This is a genomic window from Actinosynnema sp. NPDC004786 (assembly GCF_053601135.1).
This window is the reverse complement of record NZ_JBSGBG010000035.1, coordinates 21,176-40,761: the sequence shown is the minus strand read 5'-3', so window position 1 is coordinate 40,761 and position 19,586 is coordinate 21,176. Positions and strand designations below refer to the sequence as shown.

Sequence of the window (19,586 nt, the reverse complement as noted above, 5' to 3'; positions counted from 1 at the left end):
CGAACCCCGAACTCACACCAGCAAGGGTTGCCGCACACATGACCACCAACACCACACGGGCCCGGAAGCGCAGCACCAAGCTGCGCAGGCGGATCTCGGGCCTGCTCGCGCTGGGCTTCGCGCTGCTGGCCGCGGGCTTCCTGTTCAGCGCCCTCGCGCCGCAGCCGCAGACCGCGCAGGCGCAGGACGACCCGGCGCAGGTGCGACTGGGCGAGCAGCTCTACAACAACACCTGCATCAGCTGCCACGGCAAGAACCTCGACGGCGTCGAGGACCGCGGCCCGAGCCTGATCGGCGTCGGCGAGGCCGCCGTCTACTTCCAGGTCTCCTCCGGCCGCATGCCGATGGCCCGCCAGGAGGCGCAGGCGCAGCGCAAGCCCGCCAAGTTCACGCCGGAGGAGGTGGACGCGATCGGCGCGTTCATCCAGTCCCGCGGCGGCGGCCCGCAGACCCCCGAGGAGCGCGGTGAGGCGCTGCGCGGCGAGGACCCGGCCCGCGGCGGCGAGCTGTTCCGGCTCAACTGCTCGGCGTGCCACAACTTCACCGGTCGCGGCGGGGCGCTGTCGTCCGGCAAGTTCGCGCCCGAGCTGGACGGCGTGACCGAGGAGCAGCTCTACACCGCGATGCTCACGGGCCCGCAGAACATGCCGAAGTTCTCCGACCGGCAGCTCACGCCGGAGGAGAAGAAGGACATCATCGCTTACATCAAGTCGGTGACCGACGGGAACAACAACCCCGGCGGCGCCCCCCTCGGCGGCCTCGGGCCGGTATCGGAGGGTCTGATCGCGTTCATCGTGGGGATCGCCGCACTCATCGGCGTGACCCTCTGGATCGGAGCCAAGGCATGAGCGGCGTGAAGCCGAACGAGCTGCCCGACGAGGCCGAACTCGCCGGGATGAGCCGGGACGAGCTGGTCAAGCTCGGTGGCCGGTTGGACGGCGTGGAGCTCGTCCACTACGAGGACCGGTGGCCGGTCAAGGGCACCCGCGCGGAGAAGCGCGCCGAGCGCCTGGTGGCGCTGTGGTTCGCCATCGCGGCGGTGTCGGGCCTCGCGTTCCTGGTGGCGTTCATCTGGTGGCCGTGGAAGTACGAGGCGCCGAACAGCGGCGGCGACCACTTCCTCTACAGCCTCTACACGCCGGTCATCGGCTTCACCCTGGGCCTGTCGATCCTCGGCCTCGGTGTCGGCGCGCTGCTGTACACGAAGAAGTTCATCCCGGAGGAGCTGGCCGTCCAGCAGCGCCACGACGGCGGGTCGGCCGAGGTGGACAAGGCCACGATCCTCGCGCAGCTCGCCGACGCGGGCGAGCGCTCCACGATCGGCCGCCGGTCGCTCATCAAGCGGACCGCGGGCCTGGGCGCGGGCGTGTTCGGCCTCGGCGTGCTGGCGGTGCCGCTCGGCGGCCTGATCAAGAACCCGTGGGCGGACAGCGACTCGAAGGACTCGCTGTGGCACACCGCGTGGAAGTCCGAGAACGGCGAGAAGGTCTACCTGCGCCGGCACACGGGCGACTTCCACGAGGTCGCGCTGATCCGCCCGGAGGACCTGGACGCCGGCGGTTTCGAAACGGTGTTCCCGTTCCGCGAGTCGGAGCGCGACGACGAAGAAGCCCTGGTCCACGCGTTGAAGCGGGCCGACAGCCCGGTCATGCTCATCCGCCTGCGCCCCGGCCAGTCGGTGGTCAAGCGCGCCGGCCAGGAGGACTTCAACTACGGCGACTTCTACGCGTACTCGAAGATCTGCACCCACCTGGGCTGCCCGACCTCGCTGTACGAGCAGCAGACCGGTCTGCTGCTGTGCCCGTGCCACCAGTCGCAGTTCGACGTCTTCCACTACGGCAAGCCCCGGTTCGGCCCCGCGACCCGCGCCCTGCCGCAGCTTCCGATCACGGTGGACGAGGACGGATACTTGATTGCCCGCGGGGACTTCATCGAGGCCGTGGGTCCGGCGTTCTGGGAGCGTAAGTCATGAGCGGCATCACCACGCCGACGAAGCGGCAGGGCGCCGGCGCCCGCGTGGCGGGTGGCGCCGCCAAGTGGGCCGACGACCGGTTCCACATGGCTTCCGGCGTGCGGAAGCAGTTGAACAAGGTCTTCCCGACGCACTGGTCGTTCCTGCTCGGCGAGATCGCGCTGTACAGCTTCATCGTCCTGCTGCTGTCGGGCACCTACCTGGCGCTGTTCTTCGACCCCTCGATGGAGGAGGTCGTCTACAACGGCAGCTTCGTGAACCTCCAGGGCATCGAGATGTCCCGGGCGTTCGAGTCCACCCTGCACATCTCGTTCGAGGTGCGCGGCGGCCTGTTCGTGCGCCAGGTCCACCACTGGTCGGCGCTGCTGTTCATGGGCGCGATCGTCGTGCACATGTTCCGGATCTTCTTCACGGGCGCGTTCCGCCGCCCGCGTGAGATCAACTGGGTCATCGGCGTCGTGCTGTTCATGCTGGGCGCGATCGAGGGCTTCCTCGGCTACTCGCTGCCCGACGACCTGCTGTCCGGCACCGGCCTGCGGGTGATGGCGGCGCTGCTGATCTCGTTCCCGGTGGTCGGCACGTGGATCAACTGGCTGGCGTTCGGCGGCGAGTTCCCGGGCACGGAGATCATCCCGCGGCTCTACACGCTGCACATCCTGGTCATCCCGGGCATCATCCTGGCGCTGATCGCGGTGCACCTGGGCGTGGTCTGGTACCAGAAGCACACGCAGTTCCCGGGCGTGGGCCGCAAGGAGACCAACGTCGTCGGCGTGCGCATCATGCCGGTGTTCGCGGCCAAGGGCGGCGGGTTCTTCGCGGTGGTCGTCGCCGTCACGGCGATCATGGGCGGCATCTTCCAGATCAACCCGATCTGGAACTTCGGCCCGTACAACGCGGCGCAGGTGTCGGCGGGCGTGCAGCCCGACTGGTACATGGGCTGGACGGACGGCCTGATCCGCCTGTGGCCCGCGTGGGAGCTGTACCTGGGCAACTACACGGTGCCCGCGCCGTTCCTGCCGTTCCTCCTGGGCCTGCCGCTGCTGACCGGCATCGCGGCGGTGTACCCGTGGATCGAGCGCAAGCTGACCAAGGACTACGCGCACCACAACCTGCTGCAGCGCCCGCGTGACGTGCCGGTCCGGACGTCGCTGGGTGTCATGGCGATCTCGTACTTCATGGTGTTGCTGCTCTCGGGCGGCAACGACATCATCGCGATGAAGTTCGACATCTCGCTGAACGCGATGACGTGGATGGGCCGCATCGGCATGCTGATCGTGCCGCCGGTGGCGTACTTCATCACCTACCGGATCTGCATCGGCTTGCAGCGGGCGGACCGCGAGGTGCTGGAGCACGGCGTGGAGACGGGCATCATCAAGCGCCTGCCGCACGGCGAGTTCATCGAGGTCCACCAGCCGCTGGGCCCGGTGGACGAGCACGGCCACCCGCTGCCGCTGGCCTACCAGGGCGCGTCGGTGCCGAAGAAGATGAACAAGCTGGGGTCGGCCGGGCACCCGGTGCCGGGCAGCTTCCTGACCCCGGACCCGCCGGAGGAGACCGCCGCCCTGGCCCGTGCGCGGGCGGAGCGGGGCGTCTCGGCGGACGCCCTGAGCGCGGAGAACAAGTCCGCGGGCGAGCTGGCCGGGAAGCCGGCTCAGCCGGAGGACTGACCGTTCGACGGAAGGCCCCCGCACCGGGTTGCCGGTGACGGGGGCCTTTTGTCGTGTCGGGTTCGTGGCGTCGGGACACAAGGTGAGGTGACCGGCCGGCCCTACCGTGCTCGCGCCCGGCTGCACCCTGCGCTGCTCGCCGGGCCTGCTCCACCGGGCCGCGCGCTTCCCGCGCCGCCGTGACCTGCTCGCGCTTCGCCGGCCGACTTCGGCCCGGTCGCACTTCGGCCCGGCCGCACTCCTGCGCCGCTCGCCGGGCCTTCCCGCAGTTCGCCCGGTCGCGTCGCGCCCCAACGGGCGGCTCAGCCGCACCCCGGCCGGGCCGCCGTTCGCCGCGGCCGCGCTGCGCCCGCCCATGCTTCGCAGGGGTCCCCGCCCAGGGGAGCCCTGGTTTTATCCTGCCGGCCAGGTCCGACAAAAACGGGTGGTCGGCGGGTCATCCGATCAGGCGTCTTCGAGACCGATGGCGAATGCCGCGTCGGTGTCGCGCTTGGAGTACGACCGGAACGAGATGTGGGTGTCCGTGTTCAGCACGCCGGGCACCTTGGAGATGTGGCCGGGCACCAGGTCGGCCAGGTCCTCGTGCCGCGCGACCTTGACCAGGGCGATCAGGTCGACGTCACCGGCGCACGAGTAGACCTCGGTCACGCCCTCGATGTCGGCGATCGCCTGCGCCGCGTCCGGGATGCTCTCGGCGGCGGCCTGGATCAGCACGATCGCGGTGATCACAGCGGTCCTCCACAAGTCGTCGGGGTCTCGACCGCGCTCATGCTAGTGGCCCGCCACCCGGTACTGGTCCCGACCGGCCTCGGCGCGCGCCACCCACTCCCGCCACGCCCCGGCGGCGGACGCGGGGGAGGTCCAGGGGCGGTCGCAGTGGACGAGCCGCGTGCCCGGCCGGTCGATCCACCGCAGCACCACGCCGACCTCCTCGGCGGGCGCGCCGAGCAGCGGACCCTCGCCGGGGACGACCGTCTCGGCCGACGCCACCAGCGCGTCCACCACCGGCATCGGCCGCGTGCCCCGGCGCGCCACCCCGGCCGACGCCAGCCGCCCGTGCCGCACCACGGCGAACTCCCACCCGCCGTCCCCGTCCGGCCGGGCGGCCACCACCTCGGGCAACGCGGCCAGCCCCGCCAGCCGCTGCGCCCGGTCCAGCGAGCGGACCAGGGACGACATGCGGTCGCGGCGGGCGGCGGCGTCCTCGAACCGGTGCGCCTCGGCGAGCGCGTCGATCTGGGCCGTCAGCCCCCGCAGCGGTGTGGCGTCGACGCCCGAGACGAGCCGCCGGAACGCGTCGGCGGCGGGGGAGTACTCGTCCACCGACTGCCGTCCCGCGCACGGGGCCTTGCACCGGCCCAGCTCGAACAGCGCGCACGGCGTGGCGGAGGCGTTGCGCGCCGGGATCCGGATCGAGCACGCCCGCAGCGGCACGGCCTCCAGCACCGCCTCCAGGGCGGTCTCGGCCAGCCGCCGCGACCGGAACGGCCCGAGCGCGCCCGCGCGCGGCGTGCGGACCACGGAGAGGCGCGGGAACGCCTCCTCCGTGAGCACGAGCCACCACGCCTGCCCCTGGTTCTTCGACCGGCGGTTGTAGGCGGGCTTGTGCGCGGTCAGCAGCCGCAGCTCCCGCACCTCGGCCTCCAGCGAGTGCGCGCACTCCACCGCGTCCACCCGCACGGCCAGCGCCACCATCTCCCGCAGCCGCCGCCTGCCCTCGCTCGCGGTGAAGTACTGCCGCACCCGCCGCCGCAGGTCCGACGCCGTGCCGACGTACAGCACCTCCTCCGACGGCCCGCGGAAGAGGTACACGCCCGGGGTGGACGGCAGGTGCGCGGCGAGCGTGCGCTTGCGGCGCTGGGCGGGCGTGACCTCGGGCAGGTAGGCGACCAGCTCCTCCAGCGAGTGCACGCCGACCGAGCCGACGCGTTCCAGCAGGTGGTGCAGCACCTCGACGGTCGCGCGCGCGTCGATCAGCGCCCGGTGGTTCGGCCGCACGGAGACGCCGAACAGCTGGGCCAGCGCCGACAGCCGGCAGCTCGGGGCCTCGTCCCGGCTGAGCACCCGCCGGGCCAGCTTCACCGTGCACACGACCGTCGGCTTGGGCCACGTGTACCCGAGGCGGGCGCAGGCGGCCTTGATGAAGCCGACGTCGAACCCGGAGTTGTGCGCCACGAGCACCGCGCCGGCGGCGAACTCGAGGAACGCGGGCAGCACGGTGCCGAGCCGGGGCGCGCCGGTCACCATGAGCTGGGTGATCCCGGTCAGGGCCACGACCTGCGGCGGGATGCCCCGCTCGGGGTCGACGAGGGTGCCGAACTCGCCGATCACCTGCCCGCCGCGCACCTTCACGGCCCCGATCTCGGTGATCGCGTCCTCGTCGGCCCGGGCGCCGGTGGTCTCCAGGTCGAACACGACGAACGTGGTCTCGCGCAGCGGGGTGCCCAGTTCGTCGAACGTGAGCTGAGTAGTCATCGCGGCGCACGGTAGCCCGGACCACCGACAGTCCCGGATCACGACGGGGGAGGCGTCCCGTGCCGGCACAGCTAGCCTGTACGGGTGCAGGACCCCACCGAACCCGCGGCCGGCGCCGACGACCTGGAGCCCGACCAGGCCGTCGAGTCCACTGTGGACTGGGGCGCGCTGCCCGAGCCGCTGCGCGCGCGGCTCGCCGAGCTGAGCGCGGACGCGTTGGGGGACCTGGCGAAGGTCGACATCCCGCAGTCGCTGCGCGCGGTGGCGCGGTTCGCGCCCACCAAGCGCGCCCGGCTGGGCGGGCCGGCGCTCCTGGGCGGGCTGAAGTCGTCCTCGAACTTCCGCGCGGCCGTGGTGGAGTGGCTGCGCCGCAACCGGCCCGCCGTGCTGGAGGTGACCTCGCCCGACCCGGTGGCGGCGGGCGCGGCCGCGATCCTGCAGGGCGAGGAGGTCGCGGCGCACTTCATCGAGCTGGTCGGCAGGCGCGCGGCGGACGCGGCGCTGCGGTCCGAGCGGGACCTGGCCGTGCAGCGCGCCGAGCGGCTGGAGGTGGAGCTGGAACGCCTCAAGGCGGAGCGGGCCGAGGCGGGCGGCGCGGTGGACAAGATCCGCCAGGAGGCCGAGGCCGAGCTGGAACGGCTCCGCAAGCGGTTGCGGGAGCAGGGCGTGCGGCTGCGCGAGGCCAAGGACCGGGCCGAGTCGGCGGCGGCCGAGGTGGAACGGGTGCGTGCCGAGGCGGACGCCGCGCTGCGCCGGTTGACCGCCGAACGGGACCGCGAACGCGAACGCGCCGAGACCGAGCGCGCCAAGGCGCAGCGCGCCGAGTCGGACGCCGAGGTCGCCCGCCAGTCGGCCAAGGAGGCGCGCCAGGCCGACGAGGTGCGGTTGGCGCTGCTCGTGGACACGCTCGACGGCGCGGTGAACGGCCTGCGCCGGGAGTTGGCGCTGGGCGGCGCGGGGCCGCGGCCCGCGGACCTGGTGCGCGGCGCGAGCGCGGCGCAGGGCGCGGTCGGCCGGGTGGAGGATCCGGCGGCGCTGGACCGGCTGCTGGCGCTGCCCGCCGTTCACTTGATCGTGGACGGCTACAACGTCACCAAGACCGGCTACCCGGAACTGTCGCTGTCGGACCAGCGCGACCGGCTGGTGCACCAGTTGGCGGTGCTGGCCGCGCGCACCGGCGCGGAGGTCACGCTCGTGTTCGACGGCGCGGGCGTGGTGGCCGTGCCGACGTCGGCGCCGCGCGGGGTCCGGGTGTTGTTCAGCGATCCCGGCGTGCTCGCCGACGACGTGATCCGGGCGTTGGTGACGGCCGAGCCGGAGGGCCGTCCGGTCGTCGTGGTGACGTCCGATCGGGCGGTGGCGGACTCCGTCCGCCGGCGGGGCGCGCACCCGGTGCCGTCCGCGGTGCTCCTGGCCCGCTTGATCCGCGTGTGACACAGATCGTGTTTTTAACACCACCTGTGGTCACACGAGCAGGTCACAGCTCGACCGATCGTGAACTTTCGGATCCCTGACGGGAATTCCTTGCCCCGCTAGTGGACGAAGCACCTCACTTTTCGTAACCTAGCCGAGATCTCGCGGCGGGCAGTGGTCCATCCTGGGCCGCGACGCGGGTTCACCGCCGAATCGGCCTGTCGGGGAGCCGAGCCGGAACACTCGCCAAGCAGTGCTCCAGTCGGGTCGCGTCACGCGCTCGACCGGTAGGCGGTTCAGACGAAGGAGACACACGCGACTGTGGCGTCGCAACGACTCAAGCGCGGCCTGCGCGGGGCGATGGCGGCCACGGCGGTGGCCGCTGCCGCGGTGGGCGTCCAGCCCGTACCCGCCGGAGCCCAGCCGAACACCCCCGCGAACGCCTCCGAGGCGCTGAAGAAGTACAACGAGCTGGCCGAGCAGGCCACGAAGCTCAACGAGGAGCTCCTGCGCGCCGAAGAGCAGCGCGACGCCAACCAGGCGGAGCTCGACAAGGCCAACGCCGACCTGGCGCAGGCGACCCAGGCGGGCGACCAGGCCAAGGCCGACGAGGAGACCTTCCGGGTCCAGGTCGACAAGCTGACCGAGGCGTCGTTCGAGGGCGCGCGGTTCAACCAGCTGTCGGCGCTGCTGGTGTCCGACTCCCAGCAGGACTTCCTGAACCGCATGTCGGCGCTGGGCGTGCTCGCGTCGGACAACAACGAGGCGCTGGTGCGGCTCTCCGGCGCGGTCGACGCCGCCGAGGACGCGCGGCAGAAGGCGGCCGACGCCCAGAGCCGCGCGCAGGCCGCGACCGACGAGGCGAACCGGATCGCCGAGGACATCCGCAAGCGCCAGACCGAGCTGCAGGGCCAGATCACCGAGGTCCGCAACCAGCTCAACCAGCTCACCGCGCAGGAGCGCAACACGCTGAGCAGCGTCGGCGAGCGCGTCACCACCACCAACGTGCCCGCGGGCGCCGCCGGTATCGCGCTGCAGTTCGCGCTGGAGCAGCAGGGCGACATGTACCTGTACGGCGCGACCGGCCCGGACCGCTGGGACTGCTCCGGCCTGACGTCGAAGGCCTACGCCTACGCCGGCGTGACCATCCCGCGCACCTCCGGCGGCCAGGCGGGCGCCGGCCGCCCGATCAGCCGCGGCGAGGTCGGCCCCGGCGACCTGATCATCTACAACGGCGGCAACCACGTGGCCATGGCGGTGGACAACGCGCGCGTCGTGCACGCGTCCACCGACGGCGTGCCGGTCAAGGTCGTGCCGCTGGAGAGCCCCGGCTCCATCTACGCGATGCGCCGCATCGCGGGCTGACACGCGTCGTCCGGCAGGGCCATCCTGGACGGGGTCCGACCCCGACCGGGGCGGCCCTGCCGACGACTGGGGAGGCCCGTGAGCCGCGTTCGGGTGGTGCTGGCCGCGTTGGTGGCGGTGACCTTCCTCGCCGGGCTGGTCACGGCCGTGGCCCCGGCGACCCCGAACGGGCCTTCGGCGTCGGCGCACCCCGCGGCCACCTCGCGCGCGGACGCGGTCCGGTCGCTGCTCGACCGCCGGGCGCGGGCCGTGCTGGAGCGCGACGAGGCGGCGTTCACCGCGGACCTCGACCCGTCGGCCGACGCCGCGTTCCGGCAGCGGCAGCGCGACCTGTTCCACAACCTCGCCGAGGTGCCGCTGGCCGGCTGGGCCTACGGGCTGGCCGGCGAGACCGACGTCTCGGCGCTGGACCTGCCCGCCGCGGACGAGGTGTGGGCTCCCGGCGTGCGGCTGTCGTACCGGCTGCGGGGCGTGGACGCGGAGCCGAGCGGCCAGGACCTGGCCTACCTGTTCACCCGGCGCGGCGACCGCTGGTACCTGCACTCCGACACCGCGCTGGAGCCGCTGGGCAAGCGCACCTGGCGCGGGCCGTGGGACTTCGGGCCGTGCCGGGTGCTGACCGGCGCGGGCGGGTTCGTGCTGAGCCACCCCGGCGGCGAGGCGCTGGCCGCCCGCGTGCTCGCGGAGCTGGACGGCGCGGTCGCGGCGGTGACCGAGGTGTGGGGGCCGGCGTGGTCGCGGCAGGTGGCCGTGCTGGTCCCGGCGAGCCCGGACGAGATGGTGGCGCTGGTCGGGCCGGGCTTCGCCACCGGGTCGATCGCCGGCGTCGCGGTGGCCGACCGGGTGGACCGGGGGACGCGCACCGCCCGCGGCCAGCGCGTGGTGCTGAACCCGGGGAGCGCCGGCGCGTTGTCGCCGTTGGCGTTGCGGGTGCTGTTGCGGCACGAGATCACGCACGTCGCCGCGCGGGGGGAGACCGTGGACGGCGCGCCGATGTGGGTGCTGGAGGGGTTCGCGGACTACGTGGGGTACCGGCGCAGCGACGTGCCGTTGGCCAAGGGCGCGCCGCTGCTGGCCGCGCGGGTGCGGGAAGGGCTGCCGTCGGCGTTGCCGTCGGACGCCGACTTCCGCGGCGGCGCGATGGAGCTGGCCTACCAGCAGGCGTGGTCGCTGAACCTGTACCTGGCGTCGTGGCTGGGGGAGCCGGGGCTGGTGGCGCTGTACCGGCGGCTGGCGCGGGTTCGGGCGTCCGAAGTGGACTCCGTGCTGCTGGAGGTCACCGGGCGGGACACCGCGGCGCTCGTGCGCGGGTGGCAGGAGTTCCTGCGGCGGTCGTTCCCGTAACGTGGTCGCGTGCGTCGGACCCTGTTGGTGACCAATGACTTCCCGCCACGGCCCGGCGGCATCCAGTCCTACCTGCACGCGCTGGCCGTGCGGCTGCCCGAGTTGGTGGTGTACGCGCCGTCCTGGGAGTCGCCCGCCGGCTCGCACCCGGAGTTCGACGCGGTGCAGCCGTTCGAGGTGGTGCGGCACCCCGGGACGTTGATGCTGCCGACCCCGGACGTCGTGCGCCGTGCGGCGGACATCCTGCGCGGAGCGCGCTGCGACGCCGTGTGGTTCGGGGCGGCGGCCCCGCTGGCGTTGATGACGTCACGGCTGCGTGCCGCCGGGGCCTCGCGGGTGGTGGCGTCCACGCACGGGCACGAGGTCGGGTGGTCCATGCTGCCGGGCGCGCGGCAGGCGTTGCGGCGCATCGGGTCGGACGCCGACGTGGTGACGTTCGTGAGCCGGTACACGCGGTCGCGGTTCGCGGCGGCGTTCGGTCCGCTGGCGGCGTTGGAGCACCTGCCGTCCGGGGTGGACACGTCGGTGTTCGCGCCGTCGGCCGCGGCGCGGGAGCAGATGCGCGCCCGGTACGGGCTGGGCGACCGGCCGGTGGTGGTGTGCGTGTCGCGGCTCGTGCCGCGCAAGGGGCAGGACGTGCTGGTGCGGGCGTTGCCGGAGATCCGGCGGCGGGTGCCGGGCGCGGCGTTGCTGCTCGTGGGCGGTGGGCCGTACCGGCGGACCGTGGCGCGGCTCGCGGAGTCGGTCGGCGTGGCGGACCACGTGGTGCTGACCGGGTCCGTGCCGTGGGAGGAGCTGCCCGCGCACTACAACGCCGGTGACGTGTTCGCGATGCCGTGCCGGACGCGGGGGCGGGGGTTGGACGTCGAGGGCCTGGGCATCGTGTACCTGGAGGCGTCGGCCACCGGGCTGCCCGTCGTGGCGGGGCGTTCGGGCGGAGCGCCGGAGACCGTGCGGGACGGCGTGACGGGGCGCGTGGTGGACGGGCGGGAGGTGTCGGAGGTGGCCGAGGCCGTGGCCGGGCTGCTCGCCGACCCCGGCGCCGCCGCGAAGATGGGCGCGGCGGGCCGTGAGTGGGTCACCGCGAACTGGCGCTGGGACGACCTGGCCGACCGCCTGGCCACCCTGATCAACGCCCCCGCGTGAGTCGTCCCCCCAACCCCCGCGTGTCCTACGTTCAGAACGCGCGTGTCCTACGTTCGGAACGCGAGAGTCCTACGTTCGGAACACCCGAGTTCAACGTTCAGGTCGGGTGGTCGTCGCCGGGCGCGTGTTCCGAGCGTTGAATTCGGGTGTCCTGAACGTAGGACACACGCGACGCGAACGTAGGACACACGCGTTCTGGAGGTTGGACTCACGGGGGGTCGGTGGGGAGGGACTGGTGGACGGCGGCCAGTTCGGCGCGGGCGGACTGCTCGGTGACGCGCAGGCCCAGGCGGGTGGTCAGGGTGACCGCCTGGGTGGCGAGGGACTTGGCCTCGTCCAGCTGCCCCAGCAGCCGGCGCACGCCGGCCAGGCCCACCAGGGCACGCGCCTCGCCCGGCAGGTAGCCGATCCGGCGCGCCTTGGTCAACGCCTGCTGGAACTGCTCGTCGGCCGTGCGCAGGGAGCCCAGGCCCCGGTTCGCCGAGGCCATCACCACCAACACGTTGGTGGTGATCCGCTGGTCGCCGTCCTCGCGCAGCTCGGCCAACGCCCGGTCGGCCAGGTCCAGAGCCTCGGCGTACTCGCCGAGGTCGACCCGCACGGACGCCGTGCTCTCCAACGCCCGCGCGGCGGCCTCGCGGAACCCCGCCTCGGTCGCCCGCCGCAACGCCTCGGACAGGTGGTCGAGCGCGCGCTGCGGCTCGCCCATCAGCTGTGACGCCACGCCCAACAGGGTCAGCGCGGTGACCTCGCCGCCCCGCAGCCCGTGCGCCACGCTGATCGCCAGCGCCTCCCCGAGCAGGTCCACCGCCTCGGCCAGCTCGCCGCTCTCGATCGCCAGCACGCCCAACCCGGTCAGCACACCCGTCTCGCCCGCCCGCGACCCGCCGGACTCCCGCTTCAGCGCCAGGCACGTCTCCAGGTCGTTGCGCGCCGACGCCAGGTCACCGGACTCCAGCCGCACGACACCGAGGTTCCCGCGCACCTCCGCCTCCGACTCCAGGTCGCCGGACAGCCGGTGCAGCTCCACGGCCCGCGTGTAGTGCGCGACGGACGTCCCGAAGTCGCCCAGCCGCCAGTGCAGCGTCCCCAGGTTCTGGTGCATCGCCGCCTCGCCCGCCACGTCCCGCTGCTCGTGCGCGGCGTCCAGCCCGTACCGCGCGGTCGACAGCCACTCGGTCACGTGCCTGCCGATCCACAGGTAGCCGCGCAGCCCGTCCGCCAGCCGCCACGACACCGCGGCCGGGCCGCGCTCGGCGGCGGACCGGATCGCCGCGGTCAGGTTGGCCCGCTCCGCGTCCAGCCACGCCCGCGCCTGCGCCGCCGTCCCGATCCTCGGCAGCCGCACCGCCCGCCCGGCCGGCGCGGGCAGCCGCATCAGGTCCGGGTACAGCAGTTCGGCGCAGTGGTCCACCGCCCGCACGTAGAACTCCAGCAGCCGCACGCGCGCCGCGCCCACGTCCTCGCCGCCCGCCTCCGCCCGTTCGGCGGCGAACCGCGCCAGCTCCTCGTGGAACGCGTACCGGTCGCCGTCCGCGCCCACGAGCCGTGCCGCGACCAGCTCGCCCAGCAGCGCGGCCGCTTCCGACACGGTCAGGTCGGCCGCGTTCGCCGCCGCCTCGGCCGTGAAGTCCGGCCCCGGCGCGACGCTCAACAGCGCGAACAACCGCCGCGCGCCCGGCGTGAGCGCGGCGTGGGCCAGGTCGAGCGGGTGCCGGTCGCCGAGCCGTTCCAGGTACCGCTCCACGGAACCGGGACCCACCCCCGCCGCCGCGACGCCCAACGTCAACGGCAGGTGCCCGCACCGCCGCGCCAGCTCCTCCGCCGCCCGCCCGGACCGGCGCAGCAGCGCCACCGACTCGTGCGGCTCGAACACGTCCAGCCCGACCCGACGCGCGCCGTCCACGGCGATCAGCCCCCGCAGGTCGTCCCGGCTCGTCACCAGCACCGGGCAGCTCGCCGCGCCGGGCAGCAGCGGGCGCACCTGGTCCGGCGCGGCCGCGTTGTCCAGCACCAGCAGCATCCGCCTGCCCGACAGCAACGACCGGAACAGGCCGCTCTGCTCGTCGGAGTCCACCGGGATCTGCTCCGGCGGCACGCCCAGCGCGCGCAGGAACCGGGTCAGCACCTCGACCACCGGCGTGGCCGGGCCGGACGCGTACCCGCGCAGGTCCACGTACAGCCGCCCGTCCGGGAACCGGTCCTTGAGCCGGTGCGCCACGTGCACCGCCAACGCGGTCTTGCCCACCCCCGGCCCGCCGGTCAGCGCCACGATCGGCACCGCGGTGCGCGGCTCGTCCGGCGCGATCAGCCGGGTGATCCGGTCGACCGGATCGTCGCGGCCGACGAACCCCGGCACGTCCGGCGGCAGCTGGTCCGGCACGTCCGGGTCGTCCCGCTCGGGCGGCGCGGCCAGGCTCGGGTCGCCGACCAGGATCGCCTGGTGCAGCTCGCGCAGCGCCGCGCCGGGCTCGATGCCGAGCTGCTCGTCCAGCAGCCGCGCGGCCGTCCGGAACGCCTCCAGCGCCTCGGCCTGCCTGCTGCCCCGGTACAGCGCCACCATGAGCTGGGCCCAGAACCGCTCGCGCAGCGGGTGGTCCGTGGTGAGCGTCCGCAGCACCGGCACCAGCCGCTCGTGGTTGCCCAGCGCCAGCTCGACGTCGTTGCGCTCCTCGTGCGCCACCAGCAGCCGCTCGGCCAGCCGCGGCACCTCCTCGTCGCGCAACACCTCCGACGGCACGTCCGACAGCGCCGGGCCGCGCCACAGGCCCAACGCCTCGGCGTACAGCTCGGCCGCGTCGCCCGGGTGACCGGACCGCGCGGCCTGCCGCGCCAGGCCCGCGGTGGTGGTGAACCGGTGCACGTCCACCCGCTCCGGCGGCACGACGAGCCGGTAGCCGTCCGAAGTGGTCCGGATCAACGACGGGTCGCCCAGCAGCTGCCGCAACCGCATGACGTAGGTCTGCAACGTGCCGCGGGTGCGTGCCGGCGGGTCGTCGCCCCACAGGAACGACACCAGCTCGCCAATTGAGACAACACGTCCCGCGCGCAGCGCCAGGGCGGCCAGCAACGCCCGGTGCTTACCCGCCCGCACCGGCACCCGTTGACCCTGTATGCGCACTTCAAGTGGACCGAGAAGGCCGAACCACGGCCCAGCGCCCATCCGTTTGCGTCCCCTCGTTCGCCCTCCCGCCGCACAGCCTAGGGCGGGCGCTGACGGCAGGAGTCATCGCCGCGTCAGCGATACGACAGCGCGCTCGGGCACTCTGTGAAGCGTCCCGGTTGGGGGACCGGGACAACAAAACTTCTCGGGTCCGCGTCAGCGGATACGCGATCACTGGGGGTCGAGTGGCCCGCACCCGCTGGGTGCGGGCCACTCGTCTGTGCTGATTGCCGCTGCTCCGCAGACGGCGGCGAGGCCGCGGGTGGGGTGGGGTCAGCTCGTGTAGATGGCTTCGATGTCCTGCTTGTAGGTGCTCGCCACGACGGCGCGGCGGAGTTTCAGGCTGGGGGTCATCTCGCCGCCCGCCTCGGTGAAGTCGACCGGCAGGATGCGGAACTTCTTGATCGCCTCCGCCTTGGACACCGCCTGGTTGGCCTCGTCCACGGCGGCCTGGATCTCGCCGCGCAGGGTCTCGTCCTCGACCAGCTCCGCCACCGTCGCCGACGCCGGCTTGCCGTTCTGCTCCTTCCAGGCGGGGAAGAACTCGGGGTCGATGGTGATCAGCGCGCCGATGAACGGCTGCGCGTCGCCGACCACCATGCACTGGCTGATCAGCGGGTGGGCGCGCAGGCGGTCCTCCAGCACGGCGGGCGAGACGTTCTTGCCGCCGGCCGTGACGATGATCTCCTTCTTGCGGCCGGTGATCTTCAGGAAGCCGTCGTCGTCGAGTTCGCCCAGGTCACCGGTGTGGAACCAGCCGTCCTCCAGCGCCTCCGACGTGGCCTGCTCGTTGTTCCAGTAGCTGCGGAACACGATGTCGCCCTTGATCAGGATCTCGCCGTCCTCGGCGATGCGGATCGCGGTGCCGACGACCGGCCGGCCGACCGTGCCCACCCGGAACGCCGCCGCGGTGTTCACGCAGGCCGCGGCGCTGGTCTCGGTGAGGCCGTAGCCCTCCAGCACGGGCACGCCGATGCCGCGGAAGAAGTGCGCCAGCCGCTCGCCGAGCGGCGCGCCGCCCGACACCGCGTTGGTGCACCGGCCGCCCAGCGCCGCCTGGAGCTTGCTGTAGACGAGCTTGGCGAACAGCGCGTGCTTGAGCTTGAGCCCGAGCCCCGGGCCGCCCGCGTCCAGCGCCTGGCTGTAGGCCACCGCGGTCGCCTCGGCCGCGTCGAAGATCTTGCCCTTGCCCGCCGCGTGCGCCTTCTGCTTCGCGCCGTTGTAGACCTTCTCGAACACGCGCGGCACGGCCACCACGAACGTGGGGCGGAACGACTGGAGGTCGTCCACCAGGTTCTTCACGTCGGCGGTGTGGCCCATGGTGACCCGCGTGTAGACGCCGCACACCGACAGCGCGCGGGCCAGGATGTGCGCCAGCGGCAGGAACACCAGCAGCGAGTTGCCGGCCTGCATGAGCTGCGGGAACGCGGTGATCCCGCCGCGCACCTCGGACAGCAGGTTGCGGTGGGTCAGCTCGCAGCCCTTGGGGCGGCCGGTGGTGCCGGAGGTGTAGACGATGGTCGCCGTGTCGTCCGCGCCGACCGTCTTGCGCCGGGCGCGCGCGTCGTCGTCGGACACCGACGCGCCCAGCGCGGTCAGCTCGTCGATCGCGCCCGCCGCGTCGCCGGACGGACCGTCGATCTGCCACACGTGCCGGACCTCGGGCAGGCCCGCCACGACGGAGTCGACCGTGGCGCGGTGCTCGGAGGTCTCCACGAACACGGCCTTGGCCGAGGAGTCGGACAGGATCCACTCGACCTGCTCGGCCGAGGAGGTCTCGTAGATCGGCACCACGACGCCGCCCGCGTGCCAGATGGCGAAGTCCAGCAGCGTCCACTCGTAGCGGGTCTTGGACATCAGGCCCACCCGCTCGCCGGGCTGGAGCCCCGCCGCGACCAGACCCTTGGCGACCGCGAGGACCTGCGCGGCGAAGTCGCGGGCGGTGACGTCGACCCATGTCCCGTCCACGCGACGGCGGAAGCTGACGGCGTTGCCGAAGCGCTCCGCGTTCGCCCACACCATGTCGGTGAGGTTCTCCTCGGCAGCCACAGTGGCGGTGGCGGGGACGCTGAACTCGCGCACGTCGACCTCCGGACGTTGTTTGTTACCGGTGGGGAAACCTAGCCTGTGATTCCGGCGATACACCAGGCCGGCCCCTGGTTCCGTAATCGTGTCGTGGCACTCTTCCCTCCCGTGCCCAGTGTCGACGTCGTGGACGAGACCTTCCTCGCAGTGCCGCCCGCGGTGGTCGCGGCCGCCTTCGCGCCGCCCGCCGCGTGGGCGCGGTTCTGGCCGGACCTCACCCTCGAGGTATACGCCGATCGGGGCACTGAGGGGTTGCGCTGGACGGTCGGCGGCGCGCTCGTCGGAACGATGGAGGTGTGGCTGGAGCCGGTCCTGGACGGCACCCTGCTGCATTACTTCCTGCGTGCCGACTTGCCGGCCGGTGCGTCCGACCGGCGGGTGCGGCGCGAGGTCCGCCGACGCCAGTTGGCCGCCAAGGAGGTGTCGCTCGGCATAAAAATGATCTTGGAAGGCGGCCGGGCACCCGGGGTGGCGCCGCCGCTGCCGTAGATTTGGGACTCGTGCGGGTTCACGTCGTCTCGGATGTCCACGGCAACGCGGAGGCGCTGGCCCGCGCGGGCGACGGCGCGGACGCGCTGGTCGTGCTCGGCGACCTGGTCGACTTCGTCGACTACTACGACCACGGCAAGGGGATCCTCGGCCGGGTGTTCGGCGCGGAGAAGGTCGAGGTGTTCGCCCGGCTGCGGCGCGGCCGGTTCGGGCCGGAGACGGTCCGCTACATGCGGTCGCTGTGGGAGAGCCTGGACAACGCCGCGGACGTCGTCCAAGAGGCGATCATGGAGCAGTACACCGCGCTGTTCGCGGTGATGAGCGCGCCCACCTACGCCACGCCGGGCAACGTGGACAGCCCCGAGCTGTGGCCGCTGTTCGCCCGCGACGGCGTGCACGTGCTGGACGGGCAGGTGGCCGAGATCGGCGGCCTGAGGTTCGGCTTCGCGGGCGGCGCGCTGCTGCACCCCGGCCACGTGCCGAACAGGCGGGGTCCGTGGCGGCCCTACCTGCGCACGGAGGAGGAGTTCGGCGCGGCGCTGGCCGGCCTGGGCGAGGTGGACGTGCTGTGCACGCACGTGCCGCCCGCGGTGGCCGAGCTGACCTACGACGTGGTCGCCCGCCGCCCCGAGCTGGGTTCCACGTCGTTGCTGAAGGTGATCGAGCGCGACCGGCCCCGCTGGTCGGTGTTCGGGCACGTGCACCAGCCGATGGCGCGCCGGGTGCGGGTCGGCTGGACGGAGTGCGTCAACGTCGGCCACTTCCAGCGCACCGGCACGCCCCACGTGTTGCGCTGGTGAGCCGAACCACCGGGTAGCCTCCCCGGCATGGCCGACGAGTCCACCCAGTCCATCGTCATCGACGCGACGCCCGAGGAGATCGCGGCGGTCATCGCCGACTTCGACGCCTACCCCGAGTGGGCCAACGGGGTGAAGCGCGCCGAGGTGCTGGAGACCGGGGCGGACGGCCGCGCGACCCAGGTCAAGTTCAACATCGACCAGGGTCCGATCAAGGACGAGTACGTGCTCGCCTACGACGAGTGGTCGCCGAGCCGGATCTCGTGGCACCTGGTCCGGGGCCAGATGCAGAAGTCGCAGGAGGGCAGCTACGCGCTGTCGCCGCGGGGCGGCTCGACCGAGGTCACCTACACCCTGTCGGTGCAGCTCGTCGTGCCCATGATCGGCCTGTTCCGCCGCAAGGCCGAGAAGATGATCATGGACACCGCGCTCAAGGAGCTGAAGCGACGGGTGGAAAACCGGGTGGACAACGCTGGATGAGCGCCCGACTGCTGCTCTTCACGGGCAAGGGCGGGGTCGGCAAGACGACCTTGGCCGCCGCCACCGCCACCGCGCTCGCCGCCGGTGGCCGCAAGGCGCTGGTCGTGTCCACCGATCCCGCGCACTCGCTCGGTGACGCGTTCGGCGTGCCGCTGCCCGCGCACCCGACCGAGGTCGAGGGCGGTCTGCACGCGGCCCAGGTCGATCCGCGCGCGCTCGTCGACGACGCCTGGCGCGACCTGCGCGGCCACCTGCGGACCGTGCTCGCCGGCGCGGGCGTGGACGAGCTGGACGCCGAGGAGCTGACCGTCCTGCCCGGCGTCGAGGAGCTGCTGGCGCTGTCGGAGGTGCGGCGGCTGGCGAGCGGCGGGCCGTGGGACGTCGTGGTCGTGGACTGCGGCCCGACCGCCGAGACGCTGCGCCTGCTCGCGCTGCCCGAGGCGTTCGCGTCCTACCTGGAACGGCTCTTCCCCACCCACCGCCGGGTGGTGCGCGGGCTGCTGGCCGGCGTCGCCGGCAGCGGCTCGGTCGAGCGGTGGGACGCGACCGCCGACGCGCTCGGCCGGCTCGCGGAGGACCTGGCGCAGCTGCGCGACCTGCTGACCTCGCCCGCGACCAGCGTGCGGCTCGTGCTGACCCCCGAGCGGGTGGTCGCGGCGGAGACCAGGCGGACCGTGACGGCGCTCGCGCTCCAGGGCATCCGGGTCGACGGCGTGGTGGCCAACCGGGTCGTGCCCGACCCCGGCGACGACCCCGGACCGGCGGCCGCGTGGCTGCGCACCCGCCGGGCCGAGCAGGACGCCGTGCTGGCCGGGCTGGCCGACCTCGGGCCGGTCGCCGCGGTGGGGCACCGGGCCGCCGAGCCCGTCGGCACGGCCGCGTTGCTGGACCTCGCCGAGGGCCTCTACGAGGGGCGCGACCCGCTGGCCGGCGACGCCGCCGACGAACCGCTGCTGTCGGTCGAGCGGACCGGCGAGCTGGAGTACACGCTGCGCCTCGCGCTGCCGGTCGGCGACTCGTCGCTGGACCTGGCGCGGGTGGGCGACGACCTGGCCGTCACCGTGGACGGCAGGCGCCGGCTCGTCGCGCTGCCGTCGCTGCTCAGGCGCTGCCTGGTGACCGGCGCGGAGCTGGACGACACCGGGTTGGCGGTGCGGTTCGCCCCCGACCCCGAGCTGTGGATGCGGTGA

General features: G+C 73.3%; 15 protein-coding genes. 11 read left to right on the top strand and 4 right to left on the bottom strand.

Going from position 1 to position 19,586, the window contains the following annotated elements; genetic code table 11:
- Positions 1-38 precede the first annotated feature (38 nt).
- From qcrC to qcrB, 3 genes are read left to right on the top strand one after another with little or no spacing between them, the layout of a single operon-like run.
- Positions 39-848 carry a cytochrome bc1 complex diheme cytochrome c subunit gene (gene qcrC, locus ACWEFJ_RS27045; protein WP_366199969.1) on the top strand — a complete coding sequence of 270 codons (810 nt, stop codon included), beginning with the start codon at positions 39-41 and terminating at the stop codon, positions 846-848.
- Positions 845-1,972 carry a cytochrome bc1 complex Rieske iron-sulfur subunit gene (qcrA, locus tag ACWEFJ_RS27040; RefSeq protein WP_378089367.1) on the top strand — a complete coding sequence of 376 codons (1,128 nt, stop codon included), beginning with the start codon at positions 845-847 and terminating at the stop codon, positions 1,970-1,972. The genes qcrC and qcrA overlap by 4 nt, the downstream gene beginning before the upstream one ends.
- The gene (gene qcrB / locus ACWEFJ_RS27035; protein ID WP_378089365.1) at positions 1,969-3,639 is read left to right on the top strand and encodes a cytochrome bc1 complex cytochrome b subunit; all 1,671 of its coding nucleotides are present in this window, start codon (positions 1,969-1,971) and stop codon (positions 3,637-3,639) included. The genes qcrA and qcrB overlap by 4 nt, the downstream gene beginning before the upstream one ends.
- 444 nt (positions 3,640-4,083) lie before the next feature.
- On the opposite strand, the gene ACWEFJ_RS27030 is transcribed toward qcrB, so the two are convergent.
- Positions 4,084-4,368, bottom strand: coding sequence for an Lrp/AsnC family transcriptional regulator (locus ACWEFJ_RS27030; RefSeq protein ID WP_158840431.1), 285 nt, complete (start codon positions 4,366-4,368; stop codon positions 4,084-4,086).
- Between the two features lie 42 nt (positions 4,369-4,410).
- Complete coding sequence (locus tag ACWEFJ_RS27025) at positions 4,411-6,114, bottom strand: DEDD exonuclease domain-containing protein (protein ID WP_378089363.1); 1,704 nt, start codon at positions 6,112-6,114, stop codon at positions 4,411-4,413.
- 84 nt (positions 6,115-6,198) lie between these two features.
- On the opposite strand from ACWEFJ_RS27025, the gene ACWEFJ_RS27020 reads away from it, so the two are divergent.
- The 4 genes from ACWEFJ_RS27020 (at position 6,199) to ACWEFJ_RS27005 (ending at position 11,382) form a co-directional block, all read left to right on the top strand.
- The gene (locus ACWEFJ_RS27020; protein ID WP_378089362.1) at positions 6,199-7,548 is read left to right on the top strand and encodes an NYN domain-containing protein; all 1,350 of its coding nucleotides are present in this window, start codon (positions 6,199-6,201) and stop codon (positions 7,546-7,548) included.
- Positions 7,549-7,848: 300 nt separating this feature from the next.
- Complete coding sequence (locus ACWEFJ_RS27015) at positions 7,849-8,892, top strand: C40 family peptidase (RefSeq protein WP_378089360.1); 1,044 nt, start codon at positions 7,849-7,851, stop codon at positions 8,890-8,892.
- Positions 8,893-8,970: 78 nt separating this feature from the next.
- Positions 8,971-10,236: a basic secretory protein-like protein gene (locus ACWEFJ_RS27010; protein ID WP_449715430.1), complete on the top strand. Its 1,266-nt coding sequence runs from the start codon at positions 8,971-8,973 to the stop codon at positions 10,234-10,236.
- Between the two features lie 9 nt (positions 10,237-10,245).
- Positions 10,246-11,382: a glycosyltransferase family 4 protein gene (locus ACWEFJ_RS27005; protein WP_378089356.1), complete on the top strand. Its 1,137-nt coding sequence runs from the start codon at positions 10,246-10,248 to the stop codon at positions 11,380-11,382.
- Between the two features lie 208 nt (positions 11,383-11,590).
- On the opposite strand, the gene ACWEFJ_RS27000 is transcribed toward ACWEFJ_RS27005, so the two are convergent.
- Together ACWEFJ_RS27000 and ACWEFJ_RS26995 are read right to left on the bottom strand one after the other, a co-directional pair.
- A complete protein-coding gene (locus ACWEFJ_RS27000) occupies positions 11,591-14,476 on the bottom strand; it encodes a BTAD domain-containing putative transcriptional regulator (RefSeq protein WP_449715429.1) in 2,886 nt (961 codons plus the stop codon).
- A gap of 342 nt (positions 14,477-14,818) precedes the next feature.
- A complete protein-coding gene (locus ACWEFJ_RS26995) occupies positions 14,819-16,627 on the bottom strand; it encodes an AMP-dependent synthetase/ligase (protein WP_378089352.1) in 1,809 nt (602 codons plus the stop codon).
- 111 nt (positions 16,628-16,738) lie between these two features.
- Here ACWEFJ_RS26995 and ACWEFJ_RS26990 point away from each other — a divergent pair, with 111 nt between their 5' ends.
- The 4 genes from ACWEFJ_RS26990 to ACWEFJ_RS26975 are packed head-to-tail and all read left to right on the top strand — an operon-like array spanning position 16,739 to position 19,586.
- Positions 16,739-17,119: a polyketide cyclase / dehydrase and lipid transport gene (locus ACWEFJ_RS26990; protein ID WP_449715428.1), complete on the top strand. Its 381-nt coding sequence runs from the start codon at positions 16,739-16,741 to the stop codon at positions 17,117-17,119.
- Between the two features lie 11 nt (positions 17,120-17,130).
- Complete coding sequence (locus ACWEFJ_RS26985; protein WP_378089348.1) at positions 17,131-17,919, top strand: metallophosphoesterase family protein; 789 nt, start codon at positions 17,131-17,133, stop codon at positions 17,917-17,919.
- Between the two features lie 27 nt (positions 17,920-17,946).
- Positions 17,947-18,396, top strand: a complete 450-nt coding sequence (locus tag ACWEFJ_RS26980) for an SRPBCC family protein (protein ID WP_378089346.1) — start codon at positions 17,947-17,949, stop codon at positions 18,394-18,396.
- On the top strand, positions 18,393-19,586 hold the full coding sequence (locus ACWEFJ_RS26975; protein ID WP_449715427.1) for an ArsA family ATPase: 1,194 nt from the start codon (positions 18,393-18,395) through the stop codon (positions 19,584-19,586). Before ACWEFJ_RS26980 ends, ACWEFJ_RS26975 begins: the two co-directional genes overlap by 4 nt.

Coding starts and splice junctions, on each gene's coding strand:
- qcrC (WP_366199969.1), top strand. CDS start 39: ATGACCACCAACACCACACGGGCCCGGAAGCGCAGCACCAAGCTGCGC.
- qcrA (WP_378089367.1), top strand. CDS start 845: ATGAGCGGCGTGAAGCCGAACGAGCTGCCCGACGAGGCCGAACTCGCC.
- qcrB (WP_378089365.1), top strand. CDS start 1,969: ATGAGCGGCATCACCACGCCGACGAAGCGGCAGGGCGCCGGCGCCCGC.
- ACWEFJ_RS27025 (WP_378089363.1), bottom strand. CDS start 6,114: ATGACTACTCAGCTCACGTTCGACGAACTGGGCACCCCGCTGCGCGAG.
- ACWEFJ_RS26980 (WP_378089346.1), top strand. CDS start 17,947: ATGGCCGACGAGTCCACCCAGTCCATCGTCATCGACGCGACGCCCGAG.
- ACWEFJ_RS26975 (WP_449715427.1), top strand. CDS start 18,393: ATGAGCGCCCGACTGCTGCTCTTCACGGGCAAGGGCGGGGTCGGCAAG.